The following is a 20,564-nucleotide window of genomic DNA, read 5'->3' as shown; positions in this document are numbered from 1 at the left end:
GGATACTCATCAAGGACCTGGATTTATTAGACTCATTTATGTCGAGCGCATTAAATGCATAGAACTACTGTTTTTGGCCCGGTTGCGCACAATGGCGCTTCATACCAACAAAACCAGGAGATAGAGACATGCATATCGGAGTCCCCAAGGAAATCAAGAACAACGAGTACCGTGTCGGCCTGACGCCGGCCAGCGTGCGCGAGTTGGTGTCGCACGGCCACCAGGTGATGGTGCAGACCAATGCCGGTACGGCCATTGGCCTGGACGATAGCCAGTACCTGGCCGCCGGTGCGGAAGTGGTGGCTACAGCGGCAGAGATCTTTCGCCGTGCCGACATGGTCGTCAAGGTCAAGGAACCCCAGCCGGCCGAGTGTACCATGCTGCGCCCGGGCCAGATTCTTTATACCTATCTGCACCTGGCCCCTGATCCCGAGCAGACTGCGGCTCTGGTCAAGTCCGGCGCCGTCTGCATCGCCTATGAAACCATCACTGGACCCAACGGCGGCTTGCCGCTGCTGGCACCCATGAGCGAGGTGGCGGGGCGCATGGCCATCCAGGCCGGCGCTACCTACCTGCAAAAGGAGCATGGTGGGCGCGGTCTGCTGCTGGGTGGCGTGCCCGGCGTGGCGGCTGGCCATGTGCTCATCCTCGGCGGCGGCGTGGTGGGCACCAACGCACTGCAAATGGCCGTGGGCCTGGGAGCCAGAGTCACCGTCATCGACAAGAGCGTGGACCGCCTGCGCCAGCTCGACCTGGTGTTTGGCAACCGCATCAGCACGCAGTACTCCACCGTCTCCAGCATCGAGGAAGCGGTTCTCGATGCCGACCTTGTGATTGGCGGCGTGCTGGTGCCCGGTGCCGCTGCGCCCAAGCTCGTCACCCGCAGCCACATCGCCCGCATGAAGAAGGGCGCCGTGGTGGTGGACGTGGCCATCGACCAGGGCGGCTGCTTCGAGACCTCGCATGCCACCACGCACGCCGAGCCCACCTATGTGGTCGATGGCGTGGTGCACTACTGCGTGGCCAATATGCCGGGCGCCGTGGCCCGCACATCCACCTTCGCGCTGAACAACGCCACCATTGGTCACGCCGTGGCACTGGCCAACAAGGGCTGGCGCGTGGCGCTGCGCGACAACGCCCATCTGCGCAACGGCCTGAACGTGTGCGAAGGCCGGGTGACCTACGAGGCGGTCGCGCGCGACCTGGGCCTGGCCTATGTGCCAGCCGACAGCCTGGTGCTTTAAGAAAATTGGGCGCTAGCCCTCGTCAGTGCTACGTAGGACGCTATTGAACTGATAGCGGTCCCAGCGTAACGACTACTGGCGCGTGGTCGCTGGGGCGCTCATTCTTGCGGGGCAGCTTGTCGATGGCACAGGCCTGCACCGCTGGCTTGAGCGCGTGGCTGACCAGGATGTGGTCTATGCGCAGACCACGGTTGCGCTGGAAGCCGGCGTTGCGGTAGTCCCACCACGAATAGCTCTTGGCCGGCTGCTCAAACAGCCGGTGGCTGTCGTGCAGACCCAGGGCGATGAGGGCGCGCAGGTGGTAGCGCTCTTCTTCGGTGCAATGGATGGTCTCAAACAGGCCCGCCGGGTCCCACACGTCGTCGTCATCAAAGGTGATGTTGTAGTCGCCCATCAGCACCAACTTGGGGTGCACCTCCAGCTCGGCCTTGATCCACTGGCGCAGGCCCTTGAGCCACTCCATCTTGTATTCGAACTTCTCGCTACCGGGTTCCTGCCCATTGGGGAAATAGGCCCCTACCACGCGGATGCCGTCCACGGTGCCTGCAATCACGCGGGCCATGTCGTCGTCAAAGCCGGGAATGTTCTTCACCACGTCGCTGGCCGGCGTGCGTGACAGCAGGGCCACGCCGTTGTAGGTCTTCTGCCCAAACCACTGCGCGTGGTAGCCCAGCGCTTCAAACGCGTCCTTGGGGAACTTGTCGTCCGTCATCTTGAGCTCTTGCATGGCCAGCACATCGACTGGATTGGCCTGCAACCAGTCCAGCACCTGGGGCAGGCGCACGCTCAGGGAGTTGACATTCCAGGTGGCAAGTTTCATCGGGGTACTTTCATTCAATTCGAGGTGGGGTCTGATTTTCTACCGGATTTTCAGTGGGTTGCCGGCGATGCGATACTTGCCCGCTTTGGGGCCGATACGCCATCCGCACATTCCTTCCAACGCTTGGCAAGGCCAGTGCGCTTGATGTTTACAACTTCCAACACCATGACACTTTTCTCGTCTGTTCACCGCGGTGCAAGGCTGTTTGCCTTGTGCTTGGCCCTGTATGGAAACCTGGCTGCCGCGCAGCCGGCCGCACCCCTGCCTTCCCGCATTGCCGCGCCTGTGGACGCGCCCTATGTGGGAGCCATTACCGTCGACGTTGACTTGACCGACCTGGATCGCCGCATCATGGAAGTGCGCGAAACCTTGCCCGTCAAGCCCGGTGCGCTGACGCTGCTGTACCCGCGCTGGCTGCCTGGTAAGCATTCTCCCTTTGGCGCGGTGACAACCATGGCCGGCCTGAAGATCACGGCCAACGGAAAGCCGCTTGAATGGACACGCGACACGGTGGACGTCTATGCCTTCCATCTGCAAGTGCCCGACGGTGTCAGCACGCTCAACATTGCGTTCCAGCATTTGTCTCCTGTTTCCCCGACTACGGGCCGTGTAGTGATGACGCAGGAAATCATCGGGCTGCAGTGGAACACGGTGGTGCTGTACCCAGCCGGGCATTACGCGTCTGCGATTCAAACCCAGGTCAGCGCCAAATTGCCCAGCGGCTGGCAGGCGGCCAGCGCACTGGACGTGGCCAAGCGCGAGGGCGACCGCCTGGTGTTCCGGCCGACCAACCTGGAGCGCCTGGTGGACTCTCCGCTGTGGGCCGGCAAATACACCAAGCGCATCACGCTTGATGCTGAAAACAAAGTCCCTGTCTACCTGACGCTGTTTGCCGACACGCCTTCCGGCCTGGGTATCACGCCCGAGCAGGTTTCTGCCTACCAGAATCTGGTGCGCCAGGCGGATCGCTTGTTTGGGTCGCGTCACTTTGCGCGCTACGAATTCCTGTTGGCCTTGAGTGAGCGCTTTTCCGGCATAGGACTGGAGCACGCCGAATCCAGCGAGAACGGTGTGCGCGCCAACTACCTGACCGAATGGAAGAAAGAGACCGACAAACGCGGTCTGCTGCCCCATGAATACAGCCATTCGTGGAACGGCAAGTTTCGCACCCCTGCGGACTTGTTGGCGCCCAACTTCAACACCCCCATGCAAGACAGTCTGCTGTGGATGTATGAAGGACAAACCCAATACTGGGGCTTTGTGCTGGCGGCACGGTCGGGCGTGGTGTCGGTGGCCGAGTCACTGGACAGCCTGGCGATGACGGCCGCATCGCTGGACACACGTGGCGGGCGCGCATGGCGCAATCTGCAGGACACCACCAGCGATCCCATCATCAGCGGCCGTGGCCCTTTGGATTGGTCGGACTGGCAGCGCCGCGAGGAGTACTACACCGAAGGCCAGATGATCTGGCTGGATGCCGACACCAAGATTCGCGAGTTGACGCAGGGTGCCAAGAGCCTGAACGACCTGGCGAAGGCGTTTTTTGGTATGGAGGACGGCCGCGTCACTGCGCTGACCTATGGCATGGACGATATTGTCAAGGCGCTGAATGCGGTTGTGCCATTCGACTGGGCCGGTTTCCTGCGCCAGCGACTGGACGCCCATTCGAACGCCACACTACTGGACGGAATCACCCGCGGTGGCTGGAAGCTCGCGTTCACCGAGAAGCAGAGCGATGCGGCCAAGGCCAGCGAAGCCGCGCAGCGCAGCAACGACTTCTACTACTCGCTGGGCTTTGGTGTGGACAAGGACGGCAAGCTCATGGGGCTGAAATGGGGCGGACCGGCATTCAAGGCCGGCCTGACCGCTTCCATGCAACTGGTGGCCGTCAATTCCGAAAGCTACAAGGCCGAGCTGCTGCGCGAGGCCATTACCAAAGCCAAGGATGGCAGCGGAGTGGAGCTGCTGGTCAAATTTGAAGACCGCTACAAGACGGTGAAAATCGATTACCGCGGAGGCCTGCGCTATCCCAAGCTTGAACGCATCGAGAGCATGCCGGATCGGCTGACGGAGATTCTCACAGCCTTCAAATAATAGGCAATGGGCCGAGTGTGCGTGTCCGCGGTCGAGTCAAAAGTCCCCAGCCCCTTCGCCTAGGTATGATGCCAATCCAATCCCACCACTGACCGGCGATGGAATTATTCATAGTCAACGAAGACCTGGCCTCGCTGGAACACACCCTGGCGATGGCCCAGGGCGAGGCCAGCCTGGCGCTGACCGTGGCCTGTGCTTGGCACCTGCGCCAACGCGATTGCCAGCGCGCGCTGGCGATGGCACTCAAGGCAGAGGGCCTGCTGCGGCAAACTGATTTGCCGGAGGCCGAGCGTGCGGGTCACCTAGCGCGGTTGCAGTTGCTGCGGGCAGAGATCAAGCTGCTGTTTGGCGATGGGCAGACGGCCCACGACATGGCGCAGGCCATCGCTGCCGAATTTGGCCGCTTGCAGGATGCAGTCGGTTTGGGTGACACGCATTGGCTCCAAGCCTCCATCTGCGTGGACCGTGGTAACAGCCTGCAGGTGGCCGGGTGCCTGGCCCAGGCGGCCGCGGCTTACCAGACCACGCAAGACACGGTGCGCCAAACCGCCACCGCAGCGCGCAGCCTGGTCAATGCATCCTTTCGCGAACCCGTGGCGACTGCGGCCGAACTGCAGCGCCAGTTCCCGCTGGAGCAGGCATTGCCGGTGGCAGTGCTGGCCTGGGCTTCGGCCGCGCGAGCCAATGTAGCCGGGCTGACGGATGACCCGGGTGGTTCCATCAAGCACGACCTGGTGGCCTACCACGCGGCGCTGGACAGCGGCCAGGTGCGTCAGGCTCTGGTGTCGGTCACCAATGCGGCCGAGTCCTTTGCCACCCTGGGCGATCTGGATGCTGCGCTGGAGTGGAGCGAGCGCGCCCTGGAACTGGCCCGCACGACGGACTGGCCCGCCAGCATAGGCTTTTGCCTGATGCAGTTGGGCGATGTGATGCGCCTCTTGGGCCGGCACGACGAATCACGCCAATACCTGCAAGAGGCGCTGGTGCTGATGGCGGCGCAGGCAGGCTCGCGCAACTACGAATTGGGCCTGGGTAATCTGGGCCAGTTGGCGCTGGACGTGGGTGATTACGCGGCCGGGCTGGAGTCGTTTACCAAGCTGGAAGAGCATGGCCGTACCGAGGCAGAGCCGGACTTGGCCATCAAGGCTTGGCGCGGCCAGGCCAGTGCGCTGTTCCACTTGGGCCGTCTGCCGGAAGCCCACGCGAAGGCCGAGGCGGCCCTGGCCCTGGCCCAGCAGCAGGGCAGTGCAGAAGGCCAGATCCAGATACTGCGCATCTTTGCCCGCATGCATGTGGGTGACCAACCCGCAGCGGCCCTGCGCTATCTGGACCAGGCGCTGGGGATTGCCGCAACCATCGGCGGATACGACGTGTCGCCCGAGCTGCTGGACCAGGTTGCCGCAGCCCATGCCGCAGCGGGCAATTTCGAGGCGGCTTACAAGAATGCGCTGGCTGCCAGCGCGGCACGCAACAAGTCGCGCCGCCTGGAGGCTCAGCAACGCGCCCTGGCCTTGCAGGTGCGCCAGCAGGTAGACCAGGCCCGGGCTGATACCGAGCACCACCGCAAGCTGGCCGCCACACTGAAAGACACGGCCGCCACGCTGGAAACCCTGGGCACCATCGGGCGCGAGATCACGGCCAGCCTGGATGCCGCTGCAGTGTTCGACGCACTGCACCGCCATGTGCACGAGCTGCTGGACGCTACAGCCTTTGCGGTCTACCTGATGGAGGCCGACGAACCCTTTCTCAAAATGGCTTTCGGCATAGAAGCTGGCGCGCCATTGCCGCTGTCGCGCGTGGCGCTGGACAGCCCCAAGGCGGTCTCGGCCCGCTGCGCCCGCGAGCGCAAGGAGGTTTTGGTGGAGGTGCCCTTGGGCAAGATCACCAGCAGCTGGATTCCGGGTACGCTGCCCACCCGCAGTCTGCTGTACGCCCCCTTGATGGTGGGCGAGCGCCTGCTGGGCGTGATGACCATTCAGTCGCCCAATCCGCAGGTTTATGGCGAACGGGAACGCTCCATCTTCCACACGCTATGTGCCTACGGTGCCATTGCGCTGGACAATGCCTCCGCCTATGCGGCGGCCGCCGCCGCGCAGCGCGAGGCGGACCAGGCCAACACCGAACTGCGGCAGACCCAGGCGCAACTGGTGCAGGACATTGCCGAGCGCGAGCGCATTGACCACGAACTGCAGGCCTTGAACAACGATCTGGAGGCCCGCATCGCGCAGCGCACGCAGGAGATGCGCGCCACATTGGACATGCTGGCCGAAAACAAGCAAAAGCTGCAGGGCATTGTCGATACTGCACTGGACGCCGTGGTCCGCGTCGATGCCACCGGCACCATCGTTGGCTGGAACACCCAGGCCCAGTATATTTTTGGATGGACTTCGGAACAGGCACTGGGCCAGCCCTTGCACCAGACCATCATCCCGGAGCAACACCGCGAGGCCCATCTGCGCGGCATGGCCCGCTACATGGGTGGGGGGGCATCCACCGTCATAGACCGGCGCATCGAGATCAGTGCGCTGCACAAGAGCGGGCGCGAGTTTCCGATCGAGTTGGCCATCACCCGCGTCACGCTGGACAATCCGGAGAAGTTTGAGTTCTGCGCCTTCATACGCGACATTACGCAGCGCCGCCAGGCCGAGGAAGACATTCGGACCTCGCTGGAAAAACAGAAGGAGCTCAACCAGCTGAAGTCACGTTTTGTGTCCATGGCCTCGCACGAGTTCCGTACACCGCTGGCCACCATCCTGTCGTCCACCGACCTGTTGGCCCACTACTACGAGCGATTGCCCGCCGCTGAGCGCACCGAACTGTTTGGCTCCATCGCGCTGGCCGTCAAGCGCATGACGAAGATGTTGGAAGATATTTTGGTCATTGGCAAGGACGAAGAAGAGCGCATGGAATACAAGCCGCTCCCCATGGACCTGGAAGCTTTGTGTGCTGCGATGGTGCAGGAGCAGCAGTCCGACCTGAGCGGCGCAGGGCCGTTGCGCCACAGCATGGAGTTCACCGTCCGCGGTGAAGGCGCAGTGCAGGGGCACTTTGACGAAAAGCTGATGCGCCACATCTTTGGCAATCTGCTGTCCAATGCCGTCAAGTATTCACCCCAAGGGGGTACGGTGGGCTTCGACGTGCACTGTGGTGAGGAGGCCTTCACCTTCAAGGTCAGCGACCAGGGCATCGGTATCCCGGAGGCGGACTTGCCGCGCCTGTTCGAAACCTTCCACCGTGCAGCCAATGTCGGCAACATCCAGGGCACCGGCCTGGGACTGGCCATCGTCAAACGCTCGGTGGACCTGCACGGCGGCAGTATTGCGGTCGACAGCAAGCTGGGCCAGGGTACGGTGTTCACCGTGTGCCTGCCGCGCGTGCGCAAGGGTTAGCGCTTACAGGACTTTCGCCGGAGGGCGAGCATGCCCCAGCGCCAGTTTGACGCGGTGTTCCAGCAGGGCGCCGGTAAAGGGTTTGACAATGAAGTCGGTAACGCCGCCAGCGATGGCGTTCTTGACCATGTCGGCGGCATTCTCGCCGGTGATCATGATGAAGGGCAGGTGGTGCAAGGCGGGCGTGGCGCGCACTTTCTCCAGCAGCTCACGGCCGGACATCTTGGGCATGTTCCAGTCGCACAGCACCAGGTCGTAGTTATTGATCTGCAACTGTTCCCAGGCCTCAAAGCCGTTGGTCACGGTTGACACATGGGCAAACCCCAAAACCCCCAGCAGGCGGCGCACGATGTCGCGCATCTCATTGAGGTCTTCCACCACCAGAATCTTGGCATCGGTCGGGTTGATCAATTCGCTCCTCCTTGGCTGGGGCCCCGTGTCGCGTCAGGCATTTTTGCCGCGGTTGGTCAACCACTGCGCCACATCCGCGGCTGGCATGGGTTTGCCGTGCAGGTAGCCCTGGATCTGGTCACAGCCCATGTCGCGCAATAGCACGTGCTGGTCTTCGGTTTCCACGCCCTCGGCAATCACATCCAGGCCCAGGCTGTGCGCCAGCGTGATCACGGCGCCGGCAATGGCCTGGTCTTCGCGGTTGGTACAGAGCTGGCGCACAAAGGACTGATCAACCTTGAGCACATCCAGCGGGAAGCGTTTGAGGTAGGCAAGGCTGGAGTAGCCGGTGCCGAAATCGTCAATGGCCAATTTGAGGCCCAGGGCCTTGAGTTGCTTGAGCACATCCAGCGTGTGCTGCAGGTCGAGCATGGCCGTGCTCTCGGTGATCTCCAGCTCCAGCTGTGTTGGGTTGAGTCCCGTGCTCTCCAGCACCGAGCGCACATGGTGCAGCAAGTGGGGATCGCTGAACTGGCGCAACGACAGGTTGACCGCCACGCGCAAGGGTATCGCACCCTGGGGCATATGGGCTTGCCATTGCATGGCCTGCTTGCAGGCCTCTTGCATCACCCAGGCACCCATGGGCACGATCTGGCCGTTGTCTTCCGCAATGGGGATAAAGCGCACTGGCGAGACCAGGCCCAGGTCAGGATGGCGCCAACGCATCAGCGCCTCGAAGCCGATCAGGCTGCTGTCTTGCGCCATGACCTGGGGTTGGAAGAAGGCTTGCAATTCCTCGCGCTCGACCGAACGGTGCAGGTCGTTGTGCAGGCGGAAGGTGGCCGACAGGTCGGACGTGGAGGAGGGCTCATGCACGACCATGCGTTGGGCCGAGCGGGCCCGTGCGGCCGAGAGAGCAATGTCCAGCCGCGCCAGCATGGCATCGGGCCGCTCGCCCTCCATGGCCTGGGCGCAGGCCCCCACAGAAACCACGGGGAACTGCTCCTGGCCCTCCAGGCTGATGGCGGCCGACATGGTGTCCAGCAGTGCCAGGGCCAAGGCGTCCAAGGGGCGGCCGGAGGGCCAACTGGGCACCAGCAGGGCCAGGCGGTCTTCGCCGAGCCGACCGACCGTGTGGCGGATTTCCGCCAAGTGTTCGGAGCCGTTGGCCAGCAAGCTCAGGCGCTGGGCCATCTGGCGCACCGCGTCATCCAGCAGACCCACCCCCATGATCTGCGCCATCTGCGGAAGGCTGTCCAGGCCAACGACCCACATGGCCGGGCCATGGCCTTTTTGCTCTTTGAGGGCCTGCCCCAGCAGCAGCAGCAAATGGCTGCGGTTGGGCAGGCTGGTGACCGCGTCGAAGTGGGCCATCTGGTGGGCCTGGCTGGCCAATTGGCGGGCTGCCAACTGCAGGGCGGCGGCCTTCTCCAATTGGGCCTTGATGCAGTCCAGCAACTCATCGCGCTGAAAGGGCTTGGTCAGGTAGTCGTCGGCGCCCAGGTTCATGCCTTCGCGCACATCGCTGCGGTCGGCCTTGGCCGTCAGCAGCACCGTGGGGATGTGGGCGGTCAGCGGGTCGGCGCGCAAGGCCTGCACCAGTTGGTGGCCGGTCATCTCGGGCATCATGACATCGCTGAGCACGATGTCGGGCAGGTGTTGGCGCACCAGTTGCAGGGCCTCGCGCCCATTGGGGGCGGCCCACACCTCATAGTCTTCCAGCGTCAGCAAGCGGGTCAGATTGGCCCGGATGTCGGCTTCGTCTTCGGCAATAACGATGCGGTGGCTCATGGGGTAGGGGGCTGGGTAGGAAGTTTGGCCAACTGCGTTGCCAGCAACTGGCGCAGATTGGCCAGGTTGAAGGGTTTGGTCACGTAGCCGGTAGCGCCCTGTTGCAATGCGGCCTCCAGCTTCTCAGGCTCGGCACTGGCGGACAGGAACACAAAGGGGATGCCACGCAGTGCGGGGTCAGAGTGGGTGGCTGCCAGCACCTCGAAGCCATCCATGTGGGGCATCATCACATCACAGAAGATGAAATCGGGTTTGTGTTCGCGTATGGCCTCCAGGCCCAGACGCCCATCTACTGCCTGTATCACCTGGTGCCCTTCCAGCATCAAGAAACGCACCAGATTTTCGCGAATCGGGGCTTCATCATCAATGACCAGTATGCGTGCCATGTGCAGCCTCAAACAATGGATGGAATGCCGGGTGCCAGTGTGACACGAAAGCAGGTGCCGCGCCCAAGCTCACTTTGCACCGCGATCTCGCCGCCATGCATTTCTACCGATTTTTTAACGATGGTCAAGCCCAGTCCCGTTCCCTTGATATCCGACACGTTGCTGCCCCGGTGAAAGGGCTCAAACAACTCAGGTAGGTCTGCGGCCGGGATACCGATGCCCTGATCGCAGACTTCGAATACGGTCTTCGCCGCTTCGTCGTAGATTCTAAAGACAACCGAGCCCCGCCCAGCCGAGTATTTGACGGCATTGGACAGCAGATTGCCCAGGATGTGGCGCAACAGCTTGGGGTCGTAGTTGCCCTTGGGGTCCGGCAGCTCAAACTGGGTGCTGATGCTGCTGGCGGGCGTGGCAGCTTGCTGTTGCTCCACCTCCTGCACGATGGCCTGGCACAGGGCGGCCAAGTCCAACGGCTCGGGCTCGAATTCCAGCATCTGGGCGTCGGCCTTGTTGATCAGCAGAATGCGGTCCAGCATGGCCGTCATGCGCTGCACACCGGTTTCCACACTTTGCAACAGCTCTTCACGGTCCTTCGCGGCCAAGCGGTCCTGGTACTGCTTGATCAATTGGGCCGACGACAAGATGGTCGCCAGCGGCGTGCGGAACTCGTGGCTGGCCATGGCCACGAAGCGCGCACGCAGTTCGTTGAGTTCTTTCTGGCGATTCAGTGCGGCCAGGGTGTCGGCCTCGGCGGCACGCAACTGGGTCACGTCCAAGAACGTGGCGATGAACTTCTGCGTGCTGCCGTCGGGCGCGGCGACGGCTATGGCCTCGGCATGCACCCACAGCGTGTCGCCCTGCTGTGTCAGCAAGCGGAAGCTGTGGGGTTGGGTCTGCCGCGATTCGCCGGGTTGGGCGCGGCTGCCGACCAGATTCAGAAAGTCGTTGGCCATGCGCTGGCGGTCATCCGGGTGCACCCAGTCCAGCTCGTTCCAATCCGCCAGGTTGGCCTCGGGCGGGCGTCCCAGCATCTCCAGTAGCCGCGGCGAGGCCTGCATCTGTTGCAACTGCGCATCCCACTCCAGCCCGCCCACATTGGCGCAGCGCACCATCAGATCCAGGTGCTGGCGTTGCTCTTCCTGCAGCGCCTGGTGGCCTGCCATGATGCGCGCATAGATGTGGGCAAAGGCGCTGCTGATGAGCAGAATGGCGCTGACACGGAAGGCGGTGGCGCCGTCAAACTGATGGTAGGTCATGCCCACTGCAATCAGAGTGGCCGCTGCGTCGAAGGTCGCGGACGCACGCTTGTGCGTCACCAGGTGCATCATCAGCATCAGCGGGGGTGTCCACAACACGCCCACCAGGCCGCGCCGGTCTATGGTGACGGTCAGCACACAGACGGCGATGGTGATCAGCACCACGTCCGACATGGGCTGGGGCCGCGCGCGGTAGATGGCTTGGGCATAGACCAGCGCCACGACGATGGCGACCACGCACAGGCCGCCCGTCACATACTCCTGCTCCCAGAAATTCTTGGCACCCAATAGCACAAAGAAAACGGCCGCACCCAACAAGGCGTAGCTCACCGGTACCCGTTGGGTGTCGATGACGCCGGCGCCGACCGGGGCTTGCATGTCAGGCCTCCGTGGTATTCAGCCGAACCGTGAAACAGGTGCCCTGGCCCTGCTCGCTACGCACCTCGATGCGCCCGCCATGCAGGTCCACCGAATTCTTGACAATGGCCAGACCCAGGCCCGTGCCCTGGATGTTGCCCACATTGCTGGAGCGGTGGAAAGACTCAAACAAATGGGCGATCTCGTCGCTAGGAATGCCTATGCCCTGGTCCGAAACCTCAAATACGGTGTCCGATCCTTGGCGGTATACCTTGAAGCCCACCTCGCCCCCTTGCGGCGAATACTTGATGGCATTGGACAAGAGGTTGCCAAAGATATGCCCAAGCAGTTTCTCGTCGTACAGGCCTACCCCAATGCCGTCCGCAAACTCGGTGCGCACTGTGCAGGGCGAGTCGGGCAACTGCGTGCGGACCTCTTCCACCTGGGCCAGGCACAGTTGCACCAGGTCGACCTGGGCAGGTTTGAACTCCAGCATCTGGGCTTCAACCTTGCCAATCAACAGCACCCGGTCCAGCATGCGGGTCATACGCTGCACGCTGCTTTCTATGCTTTGTATGACCTCGGTCTTTTCCTGCGCCGGCAGGCGGTCGCCGTAGTATTTGAGCAGCTCGGCCGACGACAAGATGGTTGCCAGCGGCGTGCGAAATTCGTGGCTGGTCATGGCCACAAAGCGCGAGCGCAGCTCGTTGAGTTCCTTTTGCCGGTCCAGCGCGTCGCGTATTTCTTGTTCGGCCTGCTTGCGTTCAGTGATGTCCAGAAAGGTCCAGATGACGCCGGAGTCCGGGTCCTGCGGGCGCACGCAGCGCCCCGCCAAGTGGACCCAGAACAATTCACCGTTTTTGCGCTTGAGCTGGCGCTCCGCCGTGTAGCTGCTCTGCGTGGCCAGGGCCTGGCGGGTCTGCGGTCCCACCACCTGCCATTGGGCCTCGCTGGCATGGACCATCTTGGAGGACTTGCCGATCAGCTCTTCGCGGCTATAGCCCACCATCTCGGTGAACTTGTCGTTGACCCATTCGTGCTCACGGTTGCGCGAGAAGACGATGCCCACCAGGGCACTGTTCAAAATGGCTTCGCGCTCGGATGAGGAGCGGTGCAGCTCTTCCTCCAGCATCTTGCGGTCGGTTATGTCAGAGTAAAAGGTCAGTGTGGCGGGCTGGCCCTCCCAGGGCACCACGGTGACGCCAATCTCCAACCACTGGACTTCGCCATCGGGCTGTTTCAGCCGGATCTGGTAGTGGTTGATGACATCTTCACCTGCCAGGCGCCGGCGGCGGCGCTCCTGGATGATGGCGTGGTCGTCCGGGTGTACCCGGTGCAAGAAGCCCACCGACAAAAATTCTTCGTGCGAGATCCGGGCAATCTCGGCGGCCCGCTGGTTGGCAAAGACGATGTGCTCACCCTGCAGCACAATCATGCCTTCACCAACGTTCTCGATGACCAGCCGGTAGCGCTCTTCCGAACGGTGCAGCGTGTCGATCATCGTCTTGCGCTCCGTGATGTCGGAGAAGAAGGTCATGGTCGCCGTCTGGCCCTTCCAGGGGATCACGGACGCATGCAACTCCAACCAGCGCACGCTGCCATCCAGCAGCACGCAACGTATCTCGAAGCGGTCTGGCACAGACTCACCCACACGGCCCCGGCGCCGCAGTTCGGTGATGTATTCGTGGTCATCGGGGTGTATCCAGGTCAGTATGCTGTGGTCGACAACTGTTTCCATCGGCCGACCCAGAATCTCCAGTGCCATGCGGTTGACATAGAGCACCACGCCGTTCTGGTTGATGCACATGCCTTCACCCAGGTGTTCCACGACGACCCGGTTGAAATCCTCCGACAACCGGATAGCCTCTTGCGCTGCGCGCCGGTCGGAAATATCGCGGATGAAGGCACCAAAGCCCAGGCTCTGGCCGGATGGGAAGGACCAGACCGCCAGTTCCACGGCGATCAGGTTGCCATCGCGGTGCTGCGCCTCTACCTCGATCAACTGGTTCAGTATCGTGGGCTTGCGGGTGGCCAGAAAGCGCTTGAGCCCCGCTTCGTGCGCGGCGCGTTGGGCTTCGGGAATGATCAGCGTCGACAGCTTGGCACCAATGGCCTCTTCGCGGCTGAAGCCCAGCATTTTTTCCGCAGCCGGATTCCAGTCGGTGACGATGCCTTGGGTGTCCATGGCCACTACGGCATCGCGGGCCAGGCTCAGCAGATTGAGCAGGTGGCTCTCCCGTGCTTGCAGCCGCTCCACGGTCTGTTGCAGGCTCTGCAGGCTGGATTGGCCTTCAGCGGCAGGGCTTGAGCCGGATCCGGATGGGGCGTTTGGCATGGTGTACGGAGGTCTGGTGGGGGCGGGCTGCGTGGATGTCTGAGCTTAGCTTCCTACAGGGTCACGGTAAAGCAGGTGCCTTGGCCTATTGTGCTGCTGACGGCGATGGTGCCGCCATGCAAGTCGACCGATTTTTTGACGATGGACAGACCCAGGCCCGTGCCGGCAATGGCGCCCACATTGCTGGCCCGGTGGAAGGAGTCAAACAAATGGTGTACCTCGTCGGCCGGTATGCCAATGCCCTGGTCGCGCACCTCAAACACGGTCTTGCCGCCCTCGGCCGCGGCGTGCACACGCATCTGCACAGCGCCGCCTTCGGGTGAGTATTTCAAGGCGTTGGACAGCAGATTGCTGAAGATGTGGCGGCACAGCTTTTCATCAAATGCTGCGGGGCCGGGCGCCAGCTGCCAATCCAGGGTGATGCTGCTTTTGGCATCGGCATGCTGTAGCGCGGCCTCTTTGATCAACTGCTCGCAGAGCTCCTTCAGGTCGATGGGCTTGGGATTGAACTCCAGCATCTCGGCCTCGGCCTTGCCGATCAGCAATATGCGGTCCAGCATCAACGTCATGCGCTGCACGCCGGCCTCTATGGATTGCAGCATGTTGTCGCGCTCGGCGGCCGATACGCGGTCACTGTAGTAGCGCAGCAGCTCGGCTGACGAGAGTATGGATGCCAGCGGCGTGCGGAACTCGTGGCTGGTCATGGCCACAAAGCGGGTGCGTAGCACATTGAGCTCGCGCTGACGCTCCAGGGCCTCGCGGATATCGTCTTCGGCCTGGCGTCGGGCGGTGACATCCAGCAGGGTCCAGATGACGCCGGCGTCGGGGTCGTTGCCCTCTACGCAGCGGCCGGCCAGCAGCACCCAGATCTTTTCGCCGTTCTGCCTGCGCGTGTAGCGCTCGCCGCTGTAGGTGCCGTGCTCGCGCAGGCTGGCCTCGGACCGGGCGCGTTCGGCCGCGTAGATTTCGTCGGACTCGTAAAAAATGCGCGGCGATTGGCCCATCAACTCGTCGCGCTGGAAGCCCGCCATCTCGGCACACTTCTCATTGACCCAGACGATGCGGTCTTTGACATTCAAGCTGATGCCCACCAGGGCGGTGTTCAGCATGGCCTCGCGCTCAAAGGTGGTGCGGCGCAGCGCCAGCTCTGACCGGCGTACGGCTTCGGACGCTTGCATGCGGGCAATGGCGCCGCTGACATGGTGGGCCACGTGGGCCAGTACCTCGGCGTCGGTCTCGGTGTAGACCACCCCCGGTTCGTAACTGCGGATGGCCAGCACGCCGTCGACGCTGCCGCGTATGCGCAGTGGCACGCCCAGCCAGGCGGAGAAGCTCAAATCGCCCAGGGCCTGGGTCACCAATCCATCGCGTTTGAGTTGGACCAGACGGGCCTGATCCACGCGTTGGGGCAGCTCGGTGGCGAACACAAATTCGGTCAAACCCAGGCGCATGGGGACGTCTTCGTTCTCGAAGAAATTTTCGTCAGCGGGGTGCACGTCATAGGGGTAGTTTTTGACGTTGCGCTCCAGGTCGATCAGGCTGATGAAGCAACAGGGGGCCACCATGAGCTGGGCGATCAACTCGTGCACCTTGGCGCAAAAGTCGTACAACGAATCGCCCTGGGCTGCCTGCACCGACAGCTGGTAGAAGACACGGTACAGGGCCTCGCTCTGGCGCCGTTGCTGGGTCTCACGCTCCAGCTCCATGTGCGCGGTGCGCAGAGCGTCGTAGGACTGCTTGCGCTCGATCGCCGTGCTGACATGGCGGGCCACGAAGGACAGCAGGCGCACGTCGGAGGCGCTGTAGATCACGTCCGCATCGTAGCTCTGCACAGTCAATACGCCGCCAATCTTGCCCTTGATGTGCAGCGGCACGCCCAGCCAGCTGCTGAAGCTCAGATCACCGGTGGCTTCGGTGATTTCGCCCGATTGCTGGAGTTCTACATACCGCTCGGCGCTGATCAGCTCGGTTACGCCGCTGCGCAGCACGAACTCCGTCAGGCCGCGGCGCATGGGTACGTCCAGCTCCTGCATGGAGTCGCCGTCGCGCTCGTCCACGTAGTAGGGAAAGTTCAGCCGGCCCGGCTGGTCGCTGAGCAAGCACAGGTACAGGTTTTTGGCCGGTATCAGCTCTGCCAGCAGGCGGTGCAAGGTGCCGGAGAATTCAAACAGGGTCTCTTCCCTTGTCGCCCCTTCGGCGATTTGGTACAAGACCTTGTAGGTCGCGCTGCTGAAGCCTGACTCGTCAAATGCGTCCATGAGGGGGCTTTAGTGCGCGGGGCTCGGGCTGCGGCTTCAGTAGTGCAGGGCAGCGGCCGCACCTACGGCCAGACCGGCCACACCTGCGGCAAACATGCCGTATTCCAACCATTTCTTCTTGGTCAGCAGTGCAATGGCGGCCAGCGCGATGCAGACTTGCAGTACGGTGGTGGACTGGGCCCAGCGGTGGTGCTGGTGCATTTGCTCATCGCTCTTGTGGTCCCACTCGGTGGCTTCGGCTTCCAGCTTGTCGGCACCGACCTTGATCTCGGCCTTTTCCTTCTCGTAGCGGTCCACCTTGGCCTGGTACTTCGCCTTGTCCTCTTCCTTGGTGGAGAGGTCACGCGACATTTCGGCCAGCGATTGCTTGGTGCTCTTGGACTGGAAGTAATTCCACTGGTTGGACGCCTCCGTCTTCTTGATGGCCGCGTTGTTCTTGTACAGCCCGGCATTGGCCTGGGTGGCGCCGCCCATGTAGCCGAAGATAGCCCCAATGGTGGCAATGATGGCGGTGAACATGGCGATCTGGTTGATCATGCCGCCGCCGTCATGACCGCCGTGACCACCGCCGCCCTGCTGGGCGTGCTCCAGCTCATGGTCGTGCGGGCCGTGTACGTGAAATCCGTGTCCTGACATTTCTTATTTTCCTAAAGGTTCTGGGTTGCGATAGGTCACAAAGCTGAAGCTCAGCCCGTTGACCGAAGTGTGGGATTCCCTGCTGGTTTCCTGCCACTGTGGGCCGAATTGTGGAGCAAACGCGTCGCCTTCAAAATCGGCGTCGATCTCGGTAACGACGGCGGTGTCTGCATAGGGCAGCGCCTGGGCATAGATCTGCGCACCGCCCATCACCCATACGTGCGGAAATTGCTCACAAAATGAGAGCGCTTCAGGAAGGCTGTACGAGGGCTGAGCGCCTGTTTCGTTCCAGGCATCTTGGCGGGTAATGACGACGTTGGCGCGCCCCGGAAGGGGGCGAAAACGCAGGGGTAGCGAGTCCCAGGTCTTGCGCCCCATGATGACGGGGCAGCCCATGGTGGTGCGCTTGAAGTGGGCCATGTCCTCCGGTAAATGCCAGGGCAGGGTGTTGTTCTTGCCGATTACGCCGTTGCGGGCCTTGGCGAAGATGATGTGCAATTGCATGTGTGGCGCCCCGGGCTATACCGCCACCGGCGCCTTGATGGCGCCGTGGCTTTGGTAGTCCAGCACTTCGAAGTCCTCATACTGGTAGTCGAAGATGCTGTCCGGTTTGCGCTTGATCTGCAGCGTGGGGTAGGCGAATGGCGTGCGGCTCAGTTGCAGTTCCACCTGTTCGTGGTGGTTGCTGTAGATATGGCAGTCGCCGCCGGTCCAGATGAAGTCGCCCACATCCAGATCGCATTGCTGGGCCACCATATGGGTTAGTAGCGCGTAGCTGGCAATATTGAAGGGCACGCCCAAAAAGATGTCGGCACTGCGTTGGTACAGCTGGCAACTGAGTTTGCCTCTGCCGCCGGGCTCGGTGGCGGGGGCCACGTAGAACTGGAAGAAGGCGTGGCAGGGCATCAGGGCCATCTTGTCCAGGTCGGCGACGTTCCAGGCGCTGACGATGATGCGGCGTGAGTCGGGGTTGCTCTTGAGCGTCTGGATGACTTGGGCGATCTGGTCGATGTGGCCGCCGTCGGGTGTGGGCCAACTGCGCCACTGCACGCCATAGACGGGGCCCAGGTCACCGTCCGCACGGGCCCATTCGTCCCAGATAGTGACGCCGCGTTCCTTGAGCCAGTTGTTGCTGGATGAGCCGGTCAGGAACCACAGCAGCTCCTGGATGATGGAGCGCAGGTGCACCTTCTTGGTGGTGACCAGCGGAAAGCCTTCATTCAGGTCGAAGCGCATCTGGTGTCCAAACACGCTCTTGGTGCCGGTGCCGGTGCGGTCGGTCTTGGCCACGCCCGTGGTGTACACGTGGCGCATGAAGTCTTCGTATTGGGAGCGGACGGGGCGTGGGGGTGTGGGGCTGGACATGCTGTGTGCGGTGCGGCGGGTTATCGGCAAATTCTAGTGCTTAGCAGCACCCCCGCTTTCACCCTCGCATTCACCCCGCCGAACCGCTCAGCCCTGCGCGGCCAGGGCTTGTAAAACCTGCTTGGTGAAGTCGTCCGCCGGGAAGAAGGTCTCCATGGCCAGCTCCTGCAGCGTCACATCCACTGGCGTGCCGAAGATGGTGACCGTGCTGATGAAGCTGAGCACGCCCTGCGGCGTCGTGAACTGGAAGGGCATGACGACGCCGGGATGCTCGCCATCCAGGTGCAGATCCGCACCATCCGGCACGGGGTAGGCCTGCAGCTCGTCCAGCAGGGCGGCCAGTGTGGCGTCGGCGCTGGCGGCGATCTGGTGGCGCACGCGCTCGAACAGGTGGGCGCGCCACTGCGCCAGGTTGGCAATGCGCGGCGCCAGGCCCTGGGGGTGCAGGCTGAGTCGCAGCACATTCACAGGGCCTTGCAGCAGGGCCGGGTCCACGCCGGCCAGCAGGTGGGGTACCACGCTGTTGGAGGCCACCAGGTTCCAGTGCCGGTCTATGGCCAGGGCCGGGTAGGGTTCGTGGCTTTTCAGGATCAGTTCCACGGCCTGGCGGGCGGGGCTCAGCGCCGGGTCGTCCAACGGGCGCTCGCGGTACATGGGGGCATAGCCGGCAGCCACCAGCAGCGTGTTGCGTTCGCGCAAGGGGATGTCCAGCCGCTCGGACAGGCGCAGCACCATCTCGCGGCTGGGCACGGATCGGCCGGTCTCGACAAAGCTCAGGTGGCGGGTGGAGATGGCCGCGTCCATGGCCAGGTCGAATTGGCTCAGGCGCCGGTGCTGGCGCCAGTGCCGCAGGTGCGCGCCAAAGGGCTGTGGCGCCGGATGCGGTGTGCGGGCCGCTGGGTGGGGGCTGGTGGTGGCAGTCATGGCGCGATGGTAAGGCGTGCCGCGGCGTGCGCCCATTACCTCCCACGTTATGGCCTTGTGGCGCCTGCGTGGCCATGATTACCCCCAGACACCGCAAAGCGGCCCAGCCGCGGGAGGTGTCAGAGGGTATTAACCGTTGTCAATCCAAGGAGTTCGCCATGTCTAATGCTTCCCCTTCTTCTGCGCTGTCTTCCATCTTTGCCTCGCCCCATTTCCTGCGCCGGGTGCTGTGGGTGGATGCGGTCTCCTGTGCGGCCACTGCATTGCTGCAGTGCGAGTTGTCCGAGGCCTTGGCGCCCTTGCTGGGTCTGCCGGCAAGCCTGCTGTTTTGGTCGGGCTTGTTCCTGGTGCCGGTTGTGCTGCTCGTCGCCTGGACTGCCAGCCGCCGCACCATACCCGCCGCCCCGGTCTGGCTGCTGATCGCCGGCAATATCGCGTGGGTGCTCGGCTGCGTGGGCCTTTTGGCCAGTGGTGCGCTGGCGCCCACAGTCTGGGGCGAGGTGTTCCTGGTTGTGCAGGCGGTCTTTGTGGGCGTGCTGACCGAACTGGAGTGGATCGGCGCGCGCAAGCTGCAGCCTGCGCACGCGTGGTGAAACTTCTCCCCGCCTTGTCAGCTGAAGAACTCGACGCGACCGTCTTCCAGGTCGTAGCGGCCGGCTACGACTTGGACCTTTCCGCTCTTGATCAGGCCAGCCACGATGCTGCTCTTGGTGGCGATGCGGGTGGCGGTGCGCTTGGCACTTTCGCGTACGGCGTTGTCGACAAAGTCACCGGGTTTGCCATGCACGGCCTTGGCCGCGGGGACAATGGCTTGGACCATGGGTCCGATGGATGCGGGGAATTTGGTCTTCTTCTCGACCACTTCGCAGGCCGCGGCCACGGCGCCACAGCGTTCATGGCCCAGCACGACGATCAGCGGAACACCCAGCACGCCCGAGCCGTATTCGATGGTGCCCATGGTCGCGCTGTCAACGGCCATATTGCCGGCGTTGCGGGCCACAAAGAGTTCACCCAGACCTAGGCCACCAAACAGCAGTTCGGGGGGCACGCGGCTGTCGGCGCAGGACACAATCGTGGCCCAAGGCGCCTGGCCCTTGGCGACGTGCTCACGCTGCGTATTGAGCTGTGCTGCGCAGAGTTCGGGGCCTTTGATGTATTTCTCGTTGCCTTCCTTGAGTTTGGCCAGGGCCTCATCGGCCGTCAGGCTGGTGCCCTTGCCGCTGGCGGCAAAGGCAGGCGCCGCCGACAAGCCCAGCCCGGCCAGGGCTCCGGTTGCTGTCAAAGACAAAAAACCGCGCCGGGAAGACCGGCGTTCTGCG

Annotated in this window: 16 protein-coding genes; 4 read left to right on the top strand and 12 right to left on the bottom strand. The window is 62.9% G+C overall.

The genetic code is table 11. From position 1 onward, the window contains the following. Positions 1-128: 128 nt before the first annotated feature. Positions 129-1,244 carry an alanine dehydrogenase gene (gene ald, locus AC07OO_RS00325; protein ID WP_495080068.1) on the top strand — a complete coding sequence of 372 codons (1,116 nt, stop codon included), beginning with the start codon at positions 129-131 and terminating at the stop codon, positions 1,242-1,244. Positions 1,245-1,284: 40 nt separating this feature from the next. On the opposite strand, the gene AC07OO_RS00320 is transcribed toward ald, so the two are convergent. Further along, positions 1,285-2,064: an exodeoxyribonuclease III gene (locus AC07OO_RS00320; RefSeq protein ID WP_495080067.1), complete on the bottom strand. Its 780-nt coding sequence runs from the start codon at positions 2,062-2,064 to the stop codon at positions 1,285-1,287. A 165-nt stretch (positions 2,065-2,229) separates the two neighbouring features. Between AC07OO_RS00320 and AC07OO_RS00315 the strand changes: the two genes are divergently transcribed. Both AC07OO_RS00315 and AC07OO_RS00310 read left to right on the top strand, forming a co-directional pair. Then, the gene (locus AC07OO_RS00315; protein ID WP_495080066.1) at positions 2,230-4,158 is read left to right on the top strand and encodes a M61 family metallopeptidase; all 1,929 of its coding nucleotides are present in this window, start codon (positions 2,230-2,232) and stop codon (positions 4,156-4,158) included. A 98-nt stretch (positions 4,159-4,256) separates the two neighbouring features. Continuing rightward, positions 4,257-7,547 carry an ATP-binding protein gene (locus AC07OO_RS00310; RefSeq protein WP_495080065.1) on the top strand — a complete coding sequence of 1,097 codons (3,291 nt, stop codon included), beginning with the start codon at positions 4,257-4,259 and terminating at the stop codon, positions 7,545-7,547. Between the two features lie 3 nt (positions 7,548-7,550). On the opposite strand, the gene AC07OO_RS00305 is transcribed toward AC07OO_RS00310, so the two are convergent. The 10 genes from AC07OO_RS00305 to AC07OO_RS00260 all read right to left on the bottom strand — a co-directional run bounded on the left by AC07OO_RS00305 (position 7,551) and on the right by AC07OO_RS00260 (position 19,245). Next, positions 7,551-7,958, bottom strand: a complete 408-nt coding sequence (locus AC07OO_RS00305; RefSeq protein WP_495080064.1) for a response regulator — start codon at positions 7,956-7,958, stop codon at positions 7,551-7,553. A gap of 33 nt (positions 7,959-7,991) precedes the next feature. Further along, a complete protein-coding gene (locus AC07OO_RS00300) occupies positions 7,992-9,728 on the bottom strand; it encodes a putative bifunctional diguanylate cyclase/phosphodiesterase (protein WP_495080063.1) in 1,737 nt (578 codons plus the stop codon). After that, positions 9,725-10,114, bottom strand: coding sequence for a response regulator (locus AC07OO_RS00295; RefSeq protein WP_495080062.1), 390 nt, complete (start codon positions 10,112-10,114; stop codon positions 9,725-9,727). Before AC07OO_RS00295 ends, AC07OO_RS00300 begins: the two co-directional genes overlap by 4 nt. Before the next feature lie 8 nt (positions 10,115-10,122). Then, complete coding sequence (locus AC07OO_RS00290; protein ID WP_495080061.1) at positions 10,123-11,748, bottom strand: PAS domain-containing sensor histidine kinase; 1,626 nt, start codon at positions 11,746-11,748, stop codon at positions 10,123-10,125. 1 nt (position 11,749) lies between these two features. After that, positions 11,750-14,062: a PAS domain-containing sensor histidine kinase gene (locus AC07OO_RS00285; protein ID WP_495080060.1), complete on the bottom strand. Its 2,313-nt coding sequence runs from the start codon at positions 14,060-14,062 to the stop codon at positions 11,750-11,752. A gap of 53 nt (positions 14,063-14,115) precedes the next feature. Further along, on the bottom strand, positions 14,116-16,320 hold the full coding sequence (locus AC07OO_RS00280) for a sensor histidine kinase (RefSeq protein WP_495080059.1): 2,205 nt from the start codon (positions 16,318-16,320) through the stop codon (positions 14,116-14,118). A 36-nt stretch (positions 16,321-16,356) separates the two neighbouring features. Beyond that, the gene (locus AC07OO_RS00275; protein WP_495080058.1) at positions 16,357-16,956 is read right to left on the bottom strand and encodes a DUF4337 domain-containing protein; all 600 of its coding nucleotides are present in this window, start codon (positions 16,954-16,956) and stop codon (positions 16,357-16,359) included. A 3-nt stretch (positions 16,957-16,959) separates the two neighbouring features. Next, entirely contained in the window at positions 16,960-17,460 is a 501-nt protein-coding gene (locus AC07OO_RS00270) for a dihydrofolate reductase (protein WP_495080057.1), read from the bottom strand. A 15-nt stretch (positions 17,461-17,475) separates the two neighbouring features. After that, positions 17,476-18,321, bottom strand: coding sequence for a thymidylate synthase (locus AC07OO_RS00265; RefSeq protein WP_495080056.1), 846 nt, complete (start codon positions 18,319-18,321; stop codon positions 17,476-17,478). Between the two features lie 87 nt (positions 18,322-18,408). Then, complete coding sequence (locus tag AC07OO_RS00260) at positions 18,409-19,245, bottom strand: helix-turn-helix domain-containing protein (protein WP_495080055.1); 837 nt, start codon at positions 19,243-19,245, stop codon at positions 18,409-18,411. A 158-nt stretch (positions 19,246-19,403) separates the two neighbouring features. Between AC07OO_RS00260 and AC07OO_RS00255 the strand changes: the two genes are divergently transcribed. After that, positions 19,404-19,838, top strand: a complete 435-nt coding sequence (locus AC07OO_RS00255; protein WP_495080054.1) for a hypothetical protein — start codon at positions 19,404-19,406, stop codon at positions 19,836-19,838. 17 nt (positions 19,839-19,855) lie between these two features. Here the strand turns inward: AC07OO_RS00255 and AC07OO_RS00250 are convergent, their stop codons facing one another. Further along, entirely contained in the window at positions 19,856-20,533 is a 678-nt protein-coding gene (locus AC07OO_RS00250) for a carbonic anhydrase (RefSeq protein ID WP_495080053.1), read from the bottom strand. Between the last annotated feature and the right edge of the window lie 31 nt (positions 20,534-20,564).

It is taken from the genome of Rhodoferax sp. GW821-FHT07G04, assembly GCF_059418585.1.
This window is presented reverse-complemented; position numbering and strand designations above follow the sequence as displayed.